Consider the following 15,335-nt stretch of genomic DNA (forward strand, 5'->3'; position numbering starts at 1 on the left):
TTGATTCGTGTGCTTGTAGTTGATGATTCAGCTTTTATGAGAAAAATGATAAGTGATTTTCTGACCGAGGAAAAGCAGATAGAAGTAATCGGAACTGCGAGAAACGGAGAAGAAGCGCTTAAGAAGATTGAATTATTAAAACCGGATGTTATTACTCTTGATGTTGAAATGCCGGTCATGAATGGGACAGATACGCTCCGCAAAATTATTGAGATTTATAACTTGCCGGTCATTATGGTGTCTAGCCAGACCGAGAAAGGTAAAGAATGCACAATTAATTGTTTGGAGATCGGTGCCTTTGACTTTATCACAAAGCCATCAGGCTCAATATCTCTGGATCTATACAAAATTAAAGAACAATTAGTTGAGCGTGTCGTCGCGGCAGGACTTTCCGGCAAGCAGAAACGTCCTGTTTCCCAGACAGTTCGGCCCGAACCTATTGTGCGTGCTGTCGTTAAGCCTGAATTAAGCAAACCGAAACCTGGCACGGGCAGACAAATTGTGTGTATCGGCACATCAACAGGCGGTCCACGGGCGTTACAAAAGGTGATACCGAAGCTCCCTAAGGATTTGAACGCACCAGTGGTTGTCGTTCAGCACATGCCTGAAGGGTTTACTGCTTCTTTGGCTGATCGGCTGAATCATTTATCTGACATTCAAGTAAAAGAAGCAAAAGATGGTGAAGCAGCTCTTAACGGCTGTGTTTACATAGCACCGGGCGGAAAAAACATATCCGTTATTAAAAACAGCGAAGGACTCCAGATTGTGCTTGATAACCATGACACACCAAGCCGTCATAAACCATCTGCTGATTATTTATTCCGTTCTGTCGGGAAACTGACAGATTATGAAAAAGTAGCGGTTATCATGACCGGAATGGGCAGTGACGGCACTGCTGGGCTAAAGGACATGCTAACAGCCGGCAATGTGAAAGCCATTGCGGAGTCTGAAGAATCTTGTGTCGTATACGGGATGCCAAAAGCTGCTGTTAAAACGGGTCTCATTCATGAGATTAAACATGTGGAAGATATCGCAGCATCCATCACAAGCTGTGTGAAAAAAGAGAGGGTGTGATTCAAATGGATATGAATCAGTATTTAGATGTCTTTATTGATGAGAGTAAAGAACATTTACAAACATGTAATGAAAAGCTTCTCCTTTTAGAGAAAGACCCGACTGATCTTCAGCTCGTACATGATATATTCAGGGCTGCCCATACATTAAAAGGAATGAGCGCAACGATGGGCTACACGGATTTAGCACATCTAACCCATCTGCTTGAAAACGTGCTGGATGCAATCCGAAACGGAGACATGGCAGTCACCTCAGACTGGCTGGATATTTTGTTTGAAGCTCTGGATCACCTGGAAGCAATGGTTCAGTCTATTATTGATGGCGGGGATGGTAAAAGAGATATTTCAGAAGTGAGTGCCAAGCTTGATGTGAATGGTGGGCACGCTGAATCCGCCGCCTCCGCGGAACCTGCAGAAGCACAGAGTTCAGCATCTGATTGGGAATATGATGAATTTGAACGTACAGTTATACAAGAAGCGGAGGAGCAAGGCTTCAAACGATATGAAATCAAGATTTCTCTGAACGAAAACTGTATGTTAAAAGCAGTTCGTGTCTATATGGTGTTTGAAAAACTAAATGAAGTCGGAGAAGTAGCCAAAACAATTCCAAGTGCTGAAGTGCTTGAAACAGAAGATTTTGGAACTGATTTTCAAGTTTGTTTCTTAACACATCAATCAGCGGAAGACATTGAACAATTAATCAATGGCGTGTCGGAAATTGAGCATGTTGAAGTCATTCAAGGGGTTCCTTTAACATCAGCTGAAAAGCCTGAAGAATCTAAGCAAGAAGATTCACCAGCAGCAGCTGTACCTGCGAAGCAGGAGAAACAAAAACAGCCTGCTAAAAACGATGAACAGGCGAAGCATTCAGCCGGCGGATCTAAAACAATTCGTGTCAACATTGACAGGCTTGATTCTTTAATGAACTTATTTGAAGAGCTTGTCATTGACCGCGGGCGTCTCGAGCAGATTGCGAAAGAGCTTGAGCACAATGAACTGACTGAAACGGTTGAACGAATGACGAGAATTTCCGGAGATTTGCAATCGATTATTCTGAATATGAGAATGGTCCCGGTTGAAACCGTTTTTAACAGATTCCCGAGAATGATTCGCCAGCTTCAGAAAGAGCTGAATAAAAAAATTGAACTCTCGATTATCGGTGCGGAAACTGAACTGGATCGTACAGTAATTGATGAAATCGGAGATCCACTCGTTCACTTGATCAGAAACAGTATTGACCATGGTATCGAGGCACCGGAAACACGTTTGCAAAAGGGAAAACCGGAATCAGGAAAAGTTGTGCTTAAAGCTTATCACAGCGGCAACCATGTCTTTATCGAAGTAGAGGATGACGGCGCAGGCCTTAATCGCAAAAAAATTCTGGAAAAAGCGCTTGAGCGCGGGGTCATAACGGAAAAAGAAGCTGAAACCTTAGAAGACAACCAAATTTACGAATTGATTTTTGCTCCGGGGTTCTCAACTGCTGACCAAATTTCTGATATTTCCGGCCGCGGTGTCGGACTTGACGTTGTAAAAAACAAACTGGAATCTCTTGGCGGTTCAGTAAGTGTGAAATCAGCCGAGGGTCAAGGCTCTCTATTCAGCATCCAGCTGCCGCTTACCTTGTCTATTATTTCAGTTCTGCTGATTAAGTTGGAAGAAGAGACATTTGCCATTCCGATTTCTTCAATCATTGAGACAGCAGTTATTGACAGAAAAGACATTTTGCAAACGCATGACCGTGAAGTGATTGACTTTAGAGGGCATATTGTCCCTGTCGTTTATTTAAAAGAAGAGTTTAAAATAGAAGATACAAGAAAAGATGCGGAACAGCTCCATATCATTGTCGTGAAAAAAGGCGACAAACCTACTGCATTTGTGGTGGACTCCTTTATTGGCCAGCAGGAAGTTGTGCTGAAATCACTCGGAGATTATTTAACAAACGTCTTTGCAATTTCCGGAGCTACTATTTTAGGAGACGGAGAAGTAGCGCTCATTATTGATTGTAATGCACTGATTATTTAACCATTCGAGGAGGTGTCTCACATGACTGCAGAAATTAAAACAGGCGAAAAAATGATAGTCTTTATGGTAAATGGCAAAGAATATGCCATTTCCGTCACTCAGGTGAAATCAATTGAAAAATGGCAAAAGCCAACGAGGGTACCTGGCGTCGAACCATATATTTGCGGGGTAATCAATTTACGCGGGGTGGTGACTCCGGTTATTGATTTAAGAAAACGCCTGAATTTGCCAGAGTATGAAATTACCGATGAAACACGAATTATCATTATTGCTTATCGTGATATTGAAGTCGGCTGGATTGTGGATGAAGCGAATGATGTGATTACCGTACACGAAAGTGAAATAGAATCTGCTCCAGAAGGCGTTCAGAAAGATACGGATGTGTCGATCGAACAGATTGTGAAACAAGAGAACAGACTCTTAAATATTATTGATGCGAACGCGGTTTTGGATAAAGAATCATCTCAGTCCGCTGTGCCCGATCAAGCTTAATCTTAAAGGGGTTATGACATGAGTATTTTTAATGGAATCAAAGAAGAGCAGATGGACATTTTGCGGGAAGTCGGCAATATAGGCGCCGGCCACTCCGCCTCTGCAATGGCCCAGCTGTTAAATAGAAAGATAGATATGGAAGTCCCATTTGCAAAGCTGCTGTCTTTTGATGAGCTTGTTGATTTTTTCGGCGGCGCCGATGTCCCGGTTGCCAGCATCTTTTTAAGAATGGAAGGCGATTTAACGGGTTCGATGTTCTTTATAATGCCTTTTTTTCAGGCGGAGCAGTTTATCAGAGAGCTGATTGGAAACCCCGATTTTGACATAGAGGACTTAGGTGAAGACCACATGAGCTCATCCGCTTTGCATGAACTGGGCAATATTTTAGCGGGGTCATATTTAACAGCTTTGGCGGATTTGACGAAGCTCCAGCTCTATCCAAGTGTTCCTGAAGTCTCATTGGACATGTTCGGAGCTGTGATCAGCGAAGGGCTGATGGAGCTCAGTCAAGTTGGAGAACACGCCATTGTTGTCGACACGTCAATTTTTGACCAAAGCCATCAGCAGGAGCTGAAAGCGCATATGTTTATGCTGCCGGACTATGATTCATTTGAAAAGCTCTTTGTCGCCTTAGGTGCATCATTATGAGTACAACTGAGGCTGTTGTTATAAAGGTGGGGATTGCTGACGTGAAGATCGCCCGCTTCCCGGATACCATCCGGACCTCTGGTTTGGGCTCATGTGTGGGGCTGGTGCTTTATGATAAAGAAAAGCAAACGGCGGGTCTTGTTCATGTCATGCTTCCGGATTCGACGTTATCGAAAACTGCCGAGCTCAACCGGGCTAAGTACGCTGACACCGCCGTACAGACCACGATTGATATGCTGATAGAAGCGGGATGCCGGAAATTTGCATTAAAAGCAAAGCTGGCCGGCGGATCAGAGATGTTTAAATTTAAATCGACAAATGATTTGATGAAGATCGGACCGAGAAATGTATTAGCGATAAAAGAACAGCTGTCTTTATTTAATATTCCTATTATTAGTGAAGATACGGGCGGCTCAAGCGGCCGGACGATAGAATTTGAACCGAAGTCCTGCATGCTGCATATTCGAACTGTTAAACAAGGTGAAAAAACGATTTAATTAAGGTATTAGGGGGATAACAATGCAATCCTTGAATTATGAAGATCAGGTGCTTTGGACGCGCTGGAAAGAGTGGAAAGATCCTAAAGCCGGTGACGACTTAATGCGCCGTTACATGCCGCTTGTCACATATCATGTAGGCAGAATTTCTGTCGGGCTGCCGAAATCAGTGCATAAAGACGATCTTATGAGCCTTGGTATGCTTGGTTTATATGATGCCCTTGAAAAATTTGACCCCAGCCGGGACTTAAAATTTGATACCTACGCCTCGTTTAGAATTCGCGGCGCAATCATAGACGGGCTTCGTAAAGAAGATTGGCTGCCCAGAACCTCTCGCGAAAAAACAAAAAAGGTTGAAGCAGCAATTGAAAAGCTTGAACAGCGGTATCTTCGGAATGTATCGCCCGCGGAAATTGCAGAGGAACTCGGAATGACGGTACAGGATGTCGTGTCAACAATGAATGAAGGTTTTTTTGCAAATCTGCTGTCAATTGATGAAAAGCTCCATGATCAAGATGATGGGGAAAACATTCAAGTCATGATCAGAGATGACAAAAATGTTCCGCCTGAAGAAAAGATTATGAAGGATGAACTGATTGCACAGCTTGCGGAAAAAATTCACGAACTCTCTGAAAAAGAACAGCTGGTTGTGAGTTTGTTCTACAAAGAGGAGTTGACACTGACAGAAATCGGACAAGTATTAAATCTTTCTACGTCCCGCATATCTCAGATCCATTCAAAGGCATTATTTAAATTAAAGAATCTGCTGGAAAAAGTGATACAATAATGAATTTCATGGTTAGCGAGTGAAAAACATGTCAACACTATTATGGCTTTTAAGCTTTACGCTCCACGGCGTTCTTCTGTACGCTGTCATTATCCTGTATACGAGGCTCGCTGCAGTGAAAGAAACAGAAAAACAGCAAAAACAGATACTTGAAGAGACGGAAAACACCTTGGCGGCATTTCTGCTTGAATTAAAAGAAGAAAATGAGAAACTGATAGAAAATAAAGCTTCATCTGCAAGTCAATCAGATGAAGAATCCCAAAAGCCAGGCCTTCAGCACTCTGAAACATATCAAGAGCGGGATCCAGTTCAAGAGGCAGAGAATCTTCCTGAACATATTGAAGGTCTGATTACAGAGGTTGACCGTCGGGAAGAGATCGTAAACAGTGAGGTCCAATCATTTGAAGACCAGGTCATAGAATTATATGAACAGGGATATTCGGCAAGTCAAATTGCCCAGAAAATGAAGAGCGGAAAGACAGAAATCGAGCTATTTTTAAAATTTCGCTCCAAAGGTGTAAAGGATTCTTGATTGTCGGATAAAGCTGTGTTATATTATGTCTTGGTGTTAAATACACACGCTTAACGATTTATGCAGAGGGTGCTGCAGGCGGCAGTTCTGCACAAAAATGACCTAAGCGGAGGAAAAAAACCATTATATTAGGAGGAAATAACATGTCAGTCATTTCTATGAAGCAATTGCTTGAAGCTGGTGTTCACTTCGGTCACCAAACACGCCGTTGGAACCCAAAAATGAAGCGTTACATTTTCACGGAGCGTAACGGAATCTACATCATTGACCTTCAAAAAACAGTCAAAAAAGTAGAGGAAGCTTACAACTTCACTAAAAATCTTGCTGCTGAAGGCGGAAAAATCCTTTTCGTCGGAACAAAAAAACAAGCTCAAGATTCTGTTAAAGAAGAAGCTCAACGCTCTGGCATGTACTATGTCAACCAACGCTGGTTGGGCGGTACATTAACAAACTTCGAAACAATCCAAAAACGTATTAAACGTCTTAAAGACATTGAAAAAATGCAAGAAAACGGTACGTTTGATGTACTTCCTAAAAAAGAAGTCGTTCAATTGAAAAAAGAATTAGAGCGTCTTGAAAAATTCCTAGGCGGAATTAAAGATATGAAGGATCTTCCTGATGCATTATTCATCATCGATCCTCGCAAAGAGCGCATCGCTGTTGCGGAAGCTCGCAAATTAAACATCCCTATCATCGGTATCGTAGATACTAACTGTGATCCAGATGAAATCGATGTTGTTATCCCAGCGAACGATGACGCTATCCGCGCTGTTAAACTTCTAACTTCTAAAATGGCAGATGCAATCTTAGAAGCGAAGCAAGGCGAAGAAGAAGCGGAAGTTGCTGAAGAAACTGCACCAGAAACAGAAACAACAACTGCGTAACCTATTCAAAAGGTGATAAGAGGGACTGCCTTTTATCACCTTTTTTCAAGAAAAATGTGTAATATACATACTCTTGTTTAAACATATAAGGAGGAATACAAATGGCAATTACTGCACAGCAAGTAAAAGAACTGCGTGAAAAAACTGGCGCGGGCATGATGGATTGTAAAAAAGCGTTAACTGAAACTGACGGAGATATGGACAAAGCAATTGACCTTTTAAGAGAAAAAGGGATTGCAAAAGCAGCGAAAAAAGCTGACCGTATCGCAGCAGAAGGTTCTACTCTTATTAAAACTGACGGCAACAAAGGCGTTATCCTAGAAGTAAACTCTGAAACTGATTTCGTTGCGAAAAACGAAGGCTTCAAAGAGCTTCTTAACACTTTAGCTGACCACCTTCTTGCAAACACGCCAGCAGATGTTGAAGAAGCATTGGGTCAAAAAATGGAAAATGGCTCAACTGTTGAAGAGTACATCACAAGCGCAGTTGCTAAAATCGGTGAGAAAATCACTCTTCGTCGCTTTACAGTTCTTACAAAAGACGACAGCTCTGCATTCGGTGCGTACCTTCACATGGGCGGCCGCATTGGTGTATTAACTGTTCTCAACGGTACAACTGATGAAGAAACTGCGAAAGATATCGCAATGCACGTTGCTGCAGTTAACCCTCGTTACATTTCTCGTGATCAAGTATCTGAAGAAGAAACAAATCATGAGCGTCAAATCTTAACTCAGCAAGCCCTCCAAGAAGGCAAACCTGAAAACATCGTAGCGAAAATGGTTGAAGGCCGTCTGAACAAATTCTTCGAAGAAATTTGTCTATTAGACCAAGCGTTCGTTAAAAACCCAGATGAAAAAGTGAAACAAGTTATTGCAGCGAAAAACGCTACTGTTCAAACTTTTGTCCGCTATGAAGTTGGAGAAGGCATCGAAAAACGTCAAGAAAACTTTGCTGAAGAAGTAATGAACCAAGTGAAAAAATAATGGTGAAAAGATTTCGCGGCTAAGTCGCGTCTTTTCAGGCAGTATAGGGGACACATTTTGTGTTCCCTATTTTTAAAACTATATTTACAAACCTTTTTTTCTCTTGCATAATAGAAAACGGCAATGTTTACACTTGGAGGTTATCATGGAAAAACCAAAATACAAACGTATCGTATTAAAGCTTAGCGGGGAAGCATTGGCAGGAGAACAGGGAAATGGAATTAACCCGACTGTCATTCAATCCATTGCAAAGCAAGTGAAAGAAATCGCTGAGCTTGAAGTCGAAGTGGCTGTTGTTGTAGGCGGCGGCAACTTATGGCGCGGAAAAACAGGAAGTGACCTGGGCATGGACCGCGCGACTGCTGACTATATGGGAATGCTGGCGACAGTAATGAATTCGCTTGCTCTTCAAGACAGCTTGGAAACACTCGGAATCCAGTCCAGAGTGCAAACATCCATTGAAATGAGACAAGTTGCTGAACCGTACATAAGAAGAAAAGCGATACGCCACTTAGAGAAAAAACGTGTCGTTATTTTCGCTGCGGGCACAGGAAACCCATATTTCTCAACTGATACGACAGCTGCACTGCGGGCTGCTGAAATTGAGGCAGACGTTATTTTAATGGCTAAAAATAACGTTGACGGTGTGTATAATGCTGATCCTAGAAAAGATGAATCAGCTGTTAAGTATGAATCACTTTCTTATCTTGACGTTCTTAAAGACGGCCTGGAAGTCATGGATTCAACAGCTTCCTCTTTATGCATGGACAATGACATTCCGCTTATCGTCTTTTCTATTATGGAAGAAGGAAATATCAAACGTGCCGTTATCGGTGAATCAATCGGAACGATCGTGAGGGGGAAATAACGTGTCAAAAGAAGTATTAACTCAAACAAAAGAAAAAATGGAGAAAGCAATTGCTGCTTATCAGCGCGAATTGGCTACTGTACGCGCAGGGCGTGCAAATCCATCATTATTAGATAAAGTAACGGTTGAATATTACGGAGCGCAGACACCTTTAAATCAGTTGTCTTCTATTAACGTGCCTGAAGCTCGTATGCTCGTTATCACACCATACGACAAAACAGCAATCGGCGATATCGAAAAAGCGATTTTAAAAGCTGATTTAGGTCTTACACCAACAAGTGACGGCAATATGATTCGAATTGCAATTCCGGCACTAACAGAAGAGAGACGGAAAGAATTAGTGAAAGTTGTAAAAAAATATGCTGAAGAAGCAAAAGTAGCTGTTCGTAACGTTCGCCGTGATGCTAACGATGATCTCAAAAAACTTGAGAAAAACGGAGACATTACTGAGGATGAACTGCGTGCTTCCACTGAAGACGTTCAAAAACTGACAGATGAATATGTGTCAAAAATTGACAGTGTCACAAAAGACAAAGAAAAAGAAATCATGGAAGTTTAATGAAAAACTATGTACAATAGATAATAGTGAAAAGACCCTCTCATGTTTACAGGGGGTTTTTTTGTTAATACTGTTGATTACATTGATTATCAGCAGGGAATGTAACCTTTTTGGGTGACGGAGGAATCTCATGCTCAACATACTCAAAAATTGGAAGAATCAGCAAACTGCGGCTTCCAACTTAGAACGTTATACAAAAGAAGACATACTTAAGGGAGAAATTCCCGAACACATCGCCATTATCATGGATGGAAATGGCCGTTGGGCTAAAAAACGCTCTCTTCCCAGAATTGCAGGCCACCATGAAGGGATGAAGGTGGTAAAAAGGACCACGAAGCTCGCAAACGAATTAGGTGTCAAAGTACTGACATTGTATGCATTTTCAACAGAAAACTGGAAAAGACCGAAAATGGAAGTCGATTTTTTAATGAAGCTTCCGGAAGAATTTTTGAATACGTATCTTCCAGAGCTTGTTGAGGAAAATGTACAGGTTCGGATCATTGGGGATGAAACGGCTTTGCCCGCGCACACATTACGTGCGATTGAAAAAGCTGTACAGGACACGGCGCAAAACGACGGAATGATCCTTAATTTTGCTCTTAACTATGGAGGCCGTACTGAAATTGTCAGTGCTGCAAAATCACTCGCGGAAAAAGTGAAGGAAGGCTCTTTGAATATTGAAGACATTGATGAATCGCTTTTTTCTACTTATTTGATGACTGAATCTTTGCAGGATCCTGAACTTTTAATTCGAACGAGCGGCGAGATAAGGCTGAGTAATTTTATGCTATGGCAGGTTGCCTACAGTGAATTTGTCTTTACTGACGTCTTGTGGCCTGACTTTAAAGAAGATCACTTCTTACAGGCGTTAGGAGAGTTTCAGCAGAGAGGCCGGAGGTTTGGCGGAATTTAGAGGATGGTGGACATGAAACAAAGAATTTTGACAGGTGTTCTGGCAGCAATTGTATTTTTATTTTTGGTTATTGTCGGGAAATTGCCGTTCACCATATTAATTTATGCTATGGGCAGTGTGGCGCTTTTTGAACTTTTACGGATGAAAAAGCTGAAGCTGGTTTCACTGCCGGGTTTGATCGGTCTTTTATTATTGTGGATGTTCTTATTGCCAAGCCAGTATTCGTTTTTTGAAGCGGACGGGATTTCCAAAATGGAAATCGCTTTATTTGCGGTACTGCTATTGCTGACTTACACAGTGTTGGTCAAGAACACCTTTACTTTTGATGAAGTCGGATTTATTACGCTTGCAGCAATTTACATCGGAATGTGTTTTCATTATTTTATCGAAATCAGAAATCTTGACCAATACGGATTAACATACATTTTTTATGCGTGTGTTGTCATTTGGTCCACCGATTCCGGTGCCTATTTTGTTGGTAAATCGCTTGGGAAGCGGAAACTGTGGCCTGAAATCAGTCCGAATAAAACAGTGGAAGGGTTTGCAGGCGGAATTGTCATCGCACTTGTATTGGCGACGATTTTTCAGCTTGTTGCACAACTTCCGATCCCGTATATTTATCTGCTGTTGATCACGCTGTTTTTGTCTGTTTTTGGACAACTGGGAGATTTAGTGGAATCCGCGTTGAAAAGACATTACGATGTAAAGGATTCTGGGAATATTCTTCCCGGGCATGGCGGTATATTAGACCGTTTTGACAGTTTCTTGTTTGTCATGCCTTTCTTGTACTTTCTGCTTGCCCTTTTTTCATAAAAAAGTCTAATATGAATATGAGACTGATCATGCAGCAATAGAATAGGAGTAGTGGCAACTTTGAAAAATATTTGTCTTTTAGGAGCAACAGGATCAATCGGCGAACAGACTCTTGATGTACTGCGTGCACATCAAGATCAATTTCAGCTGGTATCTATGTCGTTTGGCAGAAATATTGATAAGGCCGTTCCAATGATTGAGGTCTTTCAGCCGAAGTTTGTCTCTGTCGGTGATCTGGATACATATCATAAATTAAAACAAATGTCTTTTTCTTTTGAATGCCAAATCGGGCTGGGAGAAGAAGGACTGATAGAAGCAGCAGTGATGGAGGAGGTTGACATTGTTGTCAACGCTTTGCTTGGAAGCGTCGGCCTTATCCCGACGTTAAAGGCAATTGAACAGAAAAAAACAATTGCGCTTGCAAATAAGGAAACTCTTGTCACTGCAGGGCATATAGTAAAAGAACATGCTAAGAAATATGATGTTCCGCTGCTGCCTGTTGACAGTGAGCATTCAGCCATTTTTCAAGCTCTTCAAGGCGAACAGGCTAAAAACATTGAACGCCTCATCATTACGGCATCCGGCGGAAGTTTTCGGGACAAGACGCGGGAGGAGCTCGAATCAGTAACAGTTGAAGATGCATTAAAACATCCAAACTGGTCAATGGGTGCAAAAATTACAATTGATTCGGCTACAATGATGAATAAGGGATTAGAGGTGATCGAGGCACACTGGCTTTTCGATATACCTTATGAACAAATTGATGTGGTTTTACATAAGGAGAGCATCATCCATTCAATGGTTGAGTTCCATGATAAAAGTGTGATCGCACAGCTCGGAACTCCGGATATGAGAGTCCCCATTCAATATGCGCTCACTTATCCTGACCGATTGCCATTACCAGATGCGAAAAGGCTTGAATTATGGGAAATCGGCAGCCTTCATTTTGAGAAAGCTGATTTTGACAGGTTCCGATGCTTACAATTTGCTTTTGAATCAGGTAAAATAGGAGGAACAATGCCGACAGTGCTAAATGCGGCAAACGAAGTAGCTGTCGCTGCCTTTTTAGCTGGCAAGATACCGTTTTTGGCTATTGAAGACTTTATCGAAAAGGCACTAACCCGCCATCAATTACTGAAAAAACCGAGCCTGGCGGACATTCAAGAAGTGGACAAAGATACCCGGGGATACGTCAATTCAATACTCACATAAGGTGGTATGTTCGTGAATACAGTTATAGCGTTTATCATTATTTTCGGAACGCTCGTTTTCTTCCATGAACTGGGCCATTTATTGCTAGCCCAAAGAGCGGGAATTCTCTGCCGTGAATTTGCGATCGGCTTCGGTCCAAAGATTTTTTCTTTCAAAAAAAATGAAACAGTTTATACGATCAGGCTGCTTCCGGTCGGCGGGTTTGTTCGTATGGCCGGCGAAGATCCGGAAATGATTGAGGTGAAACCCGGATACACGGTCGGGCTTCTGTTTAATAAGGAAGATCAAGTTGAGAAAGTCATCATCAATCAAAAGGAAAAATATCCGGATGCTTTAGTCATTGAAGTGGAAACAGCGGATCTAGAGCATGACATGAAGATCACCGGTTATGAACAGGGGAAAGAGGACGAACTTTCCAGCTTTACTGTCAGCGAAACATCCTTTTTTATTGTAGACGGAGAAGAAGTGCAGATTGCGCCGTATAATCGCCAATTTGGTTCCAAACCTGTGTGGCAGCGGATTAAAGCAATTGCTGCAGGGCCGATTATGAACTTTATTTTAGCTTACGTCATTTTAGTGATGCTTGGGCTGATTCAAGGCGTACCGTCAAATGAACCTATGCTCGGGCAGCTGACAGACAATGGACGGGCGGCTGAAGCAGGGCTAAAAGAAGGGGATTATATCCAAAGCATAAACGGAGAGAAAATGAGGTCTTGGACTGACATTGTCTCCGCTGTAAAAGAAAACCCGGAGAAAGAAATGGACGTTGCAGTAAAAAGAGATAACAAAACGCTTCATATTTCAGTGACTCCGGAAGCTGTTAAAGATGAGAACAAAAAAACAATCGGACGTTTCGGTTCCTATGCGCCGACTGAAAAAGGCGTACTCTCAGCGGTTGCTTACGGCGCGACATCAACAGTTGATGTCACCAAAGCCATTTTAACCAATCTGAGCAAATTAGTAACAGGCCAATTTAAACTCGATATGCTGTCAGGTCCTGTCGGCATATATGACATGACAGACCAAGTGGCGAAAACAGGGATCGTGAACTTATTTCAGTTTGCGGCGTTTTTAAGCATTAACCTTGGGATTGTCAACCTGCTTCCGATTCCGGCACTTGACGGAGGAAGACTGTTGTTTCTATTTATTGAAGCGATTCGGGGCAAACCGATTAACAGGGAAAAAGAAGCATTTGTTGTGTTTATCGGCGTAGCTTTCTTAATGCTTCTTATGCTGGTTGTCACATGGAACGATATCCAGCGGCTGTTTTTGTAAACGAAAAGTAAATCAATCAGAGGTGCGAAGAAATGAGACAAAGCTTGACGCTTATTCCTACGCTCCGTGAAGTTCCAGCTGATGCCGAAGCAAAAAGTCATCAGCTTCTTCTGAGAGCAGGATTTATCAGACAGAATACGAGCGGGGTATACAGCTATATGCCTCTTGCGTATAAGGTGATTCAAAACATTCAGCAGATTGTTCGAGAGGAAATGGAGAAAATTGATGCCGTAGAAATGCTCATGCCCGCATTGCAGCAGGCAGAGACATGGCAGGAATCAGGCAGATGGTATACGTATGGTCCCGAACTGATGAGGCTAAAAGACCGTCATGGCCGTGAATTTGCTTTAGGGGCAACGCATGAAGAGGTTATCACTTCGCTTGTTCGCGATGAGGTTAAATCTTATAAGCGTCTCCCTCTGACTCTTTATCAAATTCAGTCTAAGTTCAGAGATGAAAAACGTCCTCGCTTCGGTTTGTTAAGAGGCCGCGAATTTATTATGAAGGATGCGTACTCTTTCCATGCATCTGCAGAGAGCCTGGATGAAACGTATCAAAAAATGTACGAAGCCTATTCTAATATTTTTGCCCGCTGCGGCATTAATGTAAGACCTGTTATCGCTGATTCAGGCGCAATGGGAGGAAAGGATACGCACGAATTTATGGCACTTTCTGCGATCGGAGAGGATACGATTGCGTATTCTGATGAATCACAGTACGCGGCTAATATCGAGATGGCTGAAGTTCTTCACCAGGAAGTTCCTTCAGATGAAGAGCCTAAAGCTCTAGAGAAGGTTCATACGCCTAACGTGAAAACAATCGAAGAACTGACTGCGTTCTTGCAGGTTTCGGCTGAAGCGTGCATTAAGTCAGTATTGTTTAAAGCTGATGACCGTTTTGTCTTAGTGCTTGTAAGAGGGGATCATGAAGTTAACGATATTAAAGTGAAAAACTTGCTTCATGCAGAAGTTGTAGAGCTTGCCACACATGAAGAGGTCATTCAGCAGCTCGGAACAGAGCCAGGCTTTGTAGGCCCTGTCGGTATTCATCAGGATGTGGAAGTATATGCCGATCAAGCTGTGAAAGCAATGGTTAATGCTGTTGCCGGGGCAAATGAAGGAGATCATCATTATAAAAATGTCAATGTGAATCGTGACGCGCAAATTAAAGAATTTGCTGATCTTCGTTTTATTAAAGAAGGTGATCCTTCACCAGACGGCAAGGGAACGATCCGTTTTGCTGAGGGAATCGAAGTCGGACAAGTCTTTAAGCTCGGAACACGCTATTCAGAAGCGATGAATGCGACATATTTAGATGAAAACGGACGCGCGCAGCCAATGCTGATGGGCTGTTACGGAATCGGTGTGTCAAGAACGCTTTCTGCTATTGCTGAACAGCATCACGACGAAAAAGGATTAATATGGCCAAAAAGCGTTGCGCCGTACGATCTTCATATTCTTGCATTGAACATGAAAAACGATGGGCAAAGAGAGCTTGCTGAAAAGCTGTATGCCGATTTAAAAGCGGAAGGCTATGAAGTGCTCTATGATGACCGTGCTGAGCGTGCCGGCGTAAAATTCGCTGATTCAGATCTAATCGGTCTTCCAATCCGCATCACTGTCGGAAAACGGGCTGACGAAGGAATTGTCGAAGTGAAAATTCGTCAAACAGGTGAGTCAACTGAGATTTCAGTAGACGAATTATCTGCGTTTATCAGCAAGCAGTAATCACCATAACGATTTATCAAAAAACATGTTAAAATAGAAATAATAGA

16 protein-coding genes are annotated in these 15,335 nt (G+C 42.3%); all 16 read left to right on the plus strand.

The features are described 5' to 3' along the window. The 16 genes from cheB to proS all read left to right on the plus strand — a co-directional run bounded on the left by cheB (position 1) and on the right by proS (position 15,288). Complete coding sequence (cheB, locus tag CW370_RS04080) at positions 1-1,074, plus strand: protein-glutamate O-methylesterase CheB (protein WP_101169489.1); 1,074 nt, start codon at positions 1-3, stop codon at positions 1,072-1,074. Between the two features lie 5 nt (positions 1,075-1,079). Continuing rightward, positions 1,080-3,098 carry a chemotaxis protein CheA gene (gene cheA / locus CW370_RS04085; RefSeq protein WP_024571388.1) on the plus strand — a complete coding sequence of 673 codons (2,019 nt, stop codon included), beginning with the start codon at positions 1,080-1,082 and terminating at the stop codon, positions 3,096-3,098. A 21-nt stretch (positions 3,099-3,119) separates the two neighbouring features. Next, positions 3,120-3,590 carry a chemotaxis protein CheW gene (cheW, locus tag CW370_RS04090; protein ID WP_003231938.1) on the plus strand — a complete coding sequence of 157 codons (471 nt, stop codon included), beginning with the start codon at positions 3,120-3,122 and terminating at the stop codon, positions 3,588-3,590. A gap of 18 nt (positions 3,591-3,608) precedes the next feature. Then, entirely contained in the window at positions 3,609-4,238 is a 630-nt protein-coding gene (gene cheC / locus CW370_RS04095; protein ID WP_003231935.1) for a CheY-P phosphatase CheC, read from the plus strand. Continuing rightward, positions 4,235-4,735 (plus strand): chemoreceptor glutamine deamidase CheD, encoded by a 501-nt coding sequence (gene cheD, locus CW370_RS04100; RefSeq protein WP_003244852.1) that lies wholly within the window; start codon positions 4,235-4,237, stop codon positions 4,733-4,735. The genes cheC and cheD overlap by 4 nt, the downstream gene beginning before the upstream one ends. A 22-nt stretch (positions 4,736-4,757) precedes the next feature. Further along, the gene (gene sigD, locus CW370_RS04105; protein ID WP_003220911.1) at positions 4,758-5,522 is read left to right on the plus strand and encodes an RNA polymerase sigma-28 factor SigD; all 765 of its coding nucleotides are present in this window, start codon (positions 4,758-4,760) and stop codon (positions 5,520-5,522) included. A 28-nt stretch (positions 5,523-5,550) separates the two neighbouring features. After that, entirely contained in the window at positions 5,551-6,054 is a 504-nt protein-coding gene (gene swrB / locus CW370_RS04110) for a swarming motility protein SwrB (RefSeq protein ID WP_015252089.1), read from the plus strand. A gap of 143 nt (positions 6,055-6,197) precedes the next feature. Next, the gene (rpsB, locus tag CW370_RS04115) at positions 6,198-6,938 is read left to right on the plus strand and encodes a 30S ribosomal protein S2 (RefSeq protein ID WP_003220918.1); all 741 of its coding nucleotides are present in this window, start codon (positions 6,198-6,200) and stop codon (positions 6,936-6,938) included. 101 nt (positions 6,939-7,039) lie between these two features. After that, a complete protein-coding gene (gene tsf, locus CW370_RS04120; protein ID WP_024571389.1) occupies positions 7,040-7,921 on the plus strand; it encodes a translation elongation factor Ts in 882 nt (293 codons plus the stop codon). Positions 7,922-8,066: 145 nt separating this feature from the next. Beyond that, positions 8,067-8,789 (plus strand): UMP kinase, encoded by a 723-nt coding sequence (gene pyrH, locus CW370_RS04125; protein WP_003220923.1) that lies wholly within the window; start codon positions 8,067-8,069, stop codon positions 8,787-8,789. 1 nt (position 8,790) lies between these two features. Continuing rightward, positions 8,791-9,348, plus strand: coding sequence for a ribosome recycling factor (gene frr, locus CW370_RS04130; RefSeq protein ID WP_003231927.1), 558 nt, complete (start codon positions 8,791-8,793; stop codon positions 9,346-9,348). A 130-nt stretch (positions 9,349-9,478) separates the two neighbouring features. After that, positions 9,479-10,261, plus strand: coding sequence for an isoprenyl transferase (locus CW370_RS04135; RefSeq protein ID WP_003231925.1), 783 nt, complete (start codon positions 9,479-9,481; stop codon positions 10,259-10,261). Positions 10,262-10,264: 3 nt separating this feature from the next. Beyond that, positions 10,265-11,074, plus strand: a complete 810-nt coding sequence (gene cdsA, locus CW370_RS04140) for a phosphatidate cytidylyltransferase (protein ID WP_003231924.1) — start codon at positions 10,265-10,267, stop codon at positions 11,072-11,074. Positions 11,075-11,134: 60 nt separating this feature from the next. Further along, positions 11,135-12,286 (plus strand): 1-deoxy-D-xylulose-5-phosphate reductoisomerase, encoded by a 1,152-nt coding sequence (gene dxr / locus CW370_RS04145; RefSeq protein WP_024571390.1) that lies wholly within the window; start codon positions 11,135-11,137, stop codon positions 12,284-12,286. A 6-nt stretch (positions 12,287-12,292) separates the two neighbouring features. Next, positions 12,293-13,561, plus strand: coding sequence for an RIP metalloprotease RseP (gene rseP / locus CW370_RS04150; protein WP_010886508.1), 1,269 nt, complete (start codon positions 12,293-12,295; stop codon positions 13,559-13,561). 32 nt (positions 13,562-13,593) lie between these two features. Then, the gene (gene proS, locus CW370_RS04155) at positions 13,594-15,288 is read left to right on the plus strand and encodes a proline--tRNA ligase (protein ID WP_003231918.1); all 1,695 of its coding nucleotides are present in this window, start codon (positions 13,594-13,596) and stop codon (positions 15,286-15,288) included. Positions 15,289-15,335: the final 47 nt, after the last annotated feature.

Origin of the sequence: Bacillus sp. SN32 (assembly GCF_002837495.1) — a bacterium.
GTDB lineage: Bacteria > Bacillota > Bacilli > Bacillales > Bacillaceae > Bacillus > Bacillus subtilis.

Excerpts from the sequence above, each read along its gene's own strand:
- cheA (WP_024571388.1), top strand. The coding sequence starts at position 1,080 with ATGGATATGAATCAGTATTTAGATGTCTTTATTGATGAGAGTAAAGAA.
- cheW (WP_003231938.1), top strand. The coding sequence starts at position 3,120 with ATGACTGCAGAAATTAAAACAGGCGAAAAAATGATAGTCTTTATGGTA.
- cheC (WP_003231935.1), top strand. The coding sequence starts at position 3,609 with ATGAGTATTTTTAATGGAATCAAAGAAGAGCAGATGGACATTTTGCGG.
- cheD (WP_003244852.1), top strand. The coding sequence starts at position 4,235 with ATGAGTACAACTGAGGCTGTTGTTATAAAGGTGGGGATTGCTGACGTG.
- sigD (WP_003220911.1), top strand. The coding sequence starts at position 4,758 with ATGCAATCCTTGAATTATGAAGATCAGGTGCTTTGGACGCGCTGGAAA.
- swrB (WP_015252089.1), top strand. The coding sequence starts at position 5,551 with ATGTCAACACTATTATGGCTTTTAAGCTTTACGCTCCACGGCGTTCTT.
- rpsB (WP_003220918.1), top strand. The coding sequence starts at position 6,198 with ATGTCAGTCATTTCTATGAAGCAATTGCTTGAAGCTGGTGTTCACTTC.
- tsf (WP_024571389.1), top strand. The coding sequence starts at position 7,040 with ATGGCAATTACTGCACAGCAAGTAAAAGAACTGCGTGAAAAAACTGGC.
- pyrH (WP_003220923.1), top strand. The coding sequence starts at position 8,067 with ATGGAAAAACCAAAATACAAACGTATCGTATTAAAGCTTAGCGGGGAA.
- CW370_RS04135 (WP_003231925.1), top strand. The coding sequence starts at position 9,479 with ATGCTCAACATACTCAAAAATTGGAAGAATCAGCAAACTGCGGCTTCC.
- cdsA (WP_003231924.1), top strand. The coding sequence starts at position 10,265 with ATGGTGGACATGAAACAAAGAATTTTGACAGGTGTTCTGGCAGCAATT.
- rseP (WP_010886508.1), top strand. The coding sequence starts at position 12,293 with ATGTTCGTGAATACAGTTATAGCGTTTATCATTATTTTCGGAACGCTC.
- proS (WP_003231918.1), top strand. The coding sequence starts at position 13,594 with ATGAGACAAAGCTTGACGCTTATTCCTACGCTCCGTGAAGTTCCAGCT.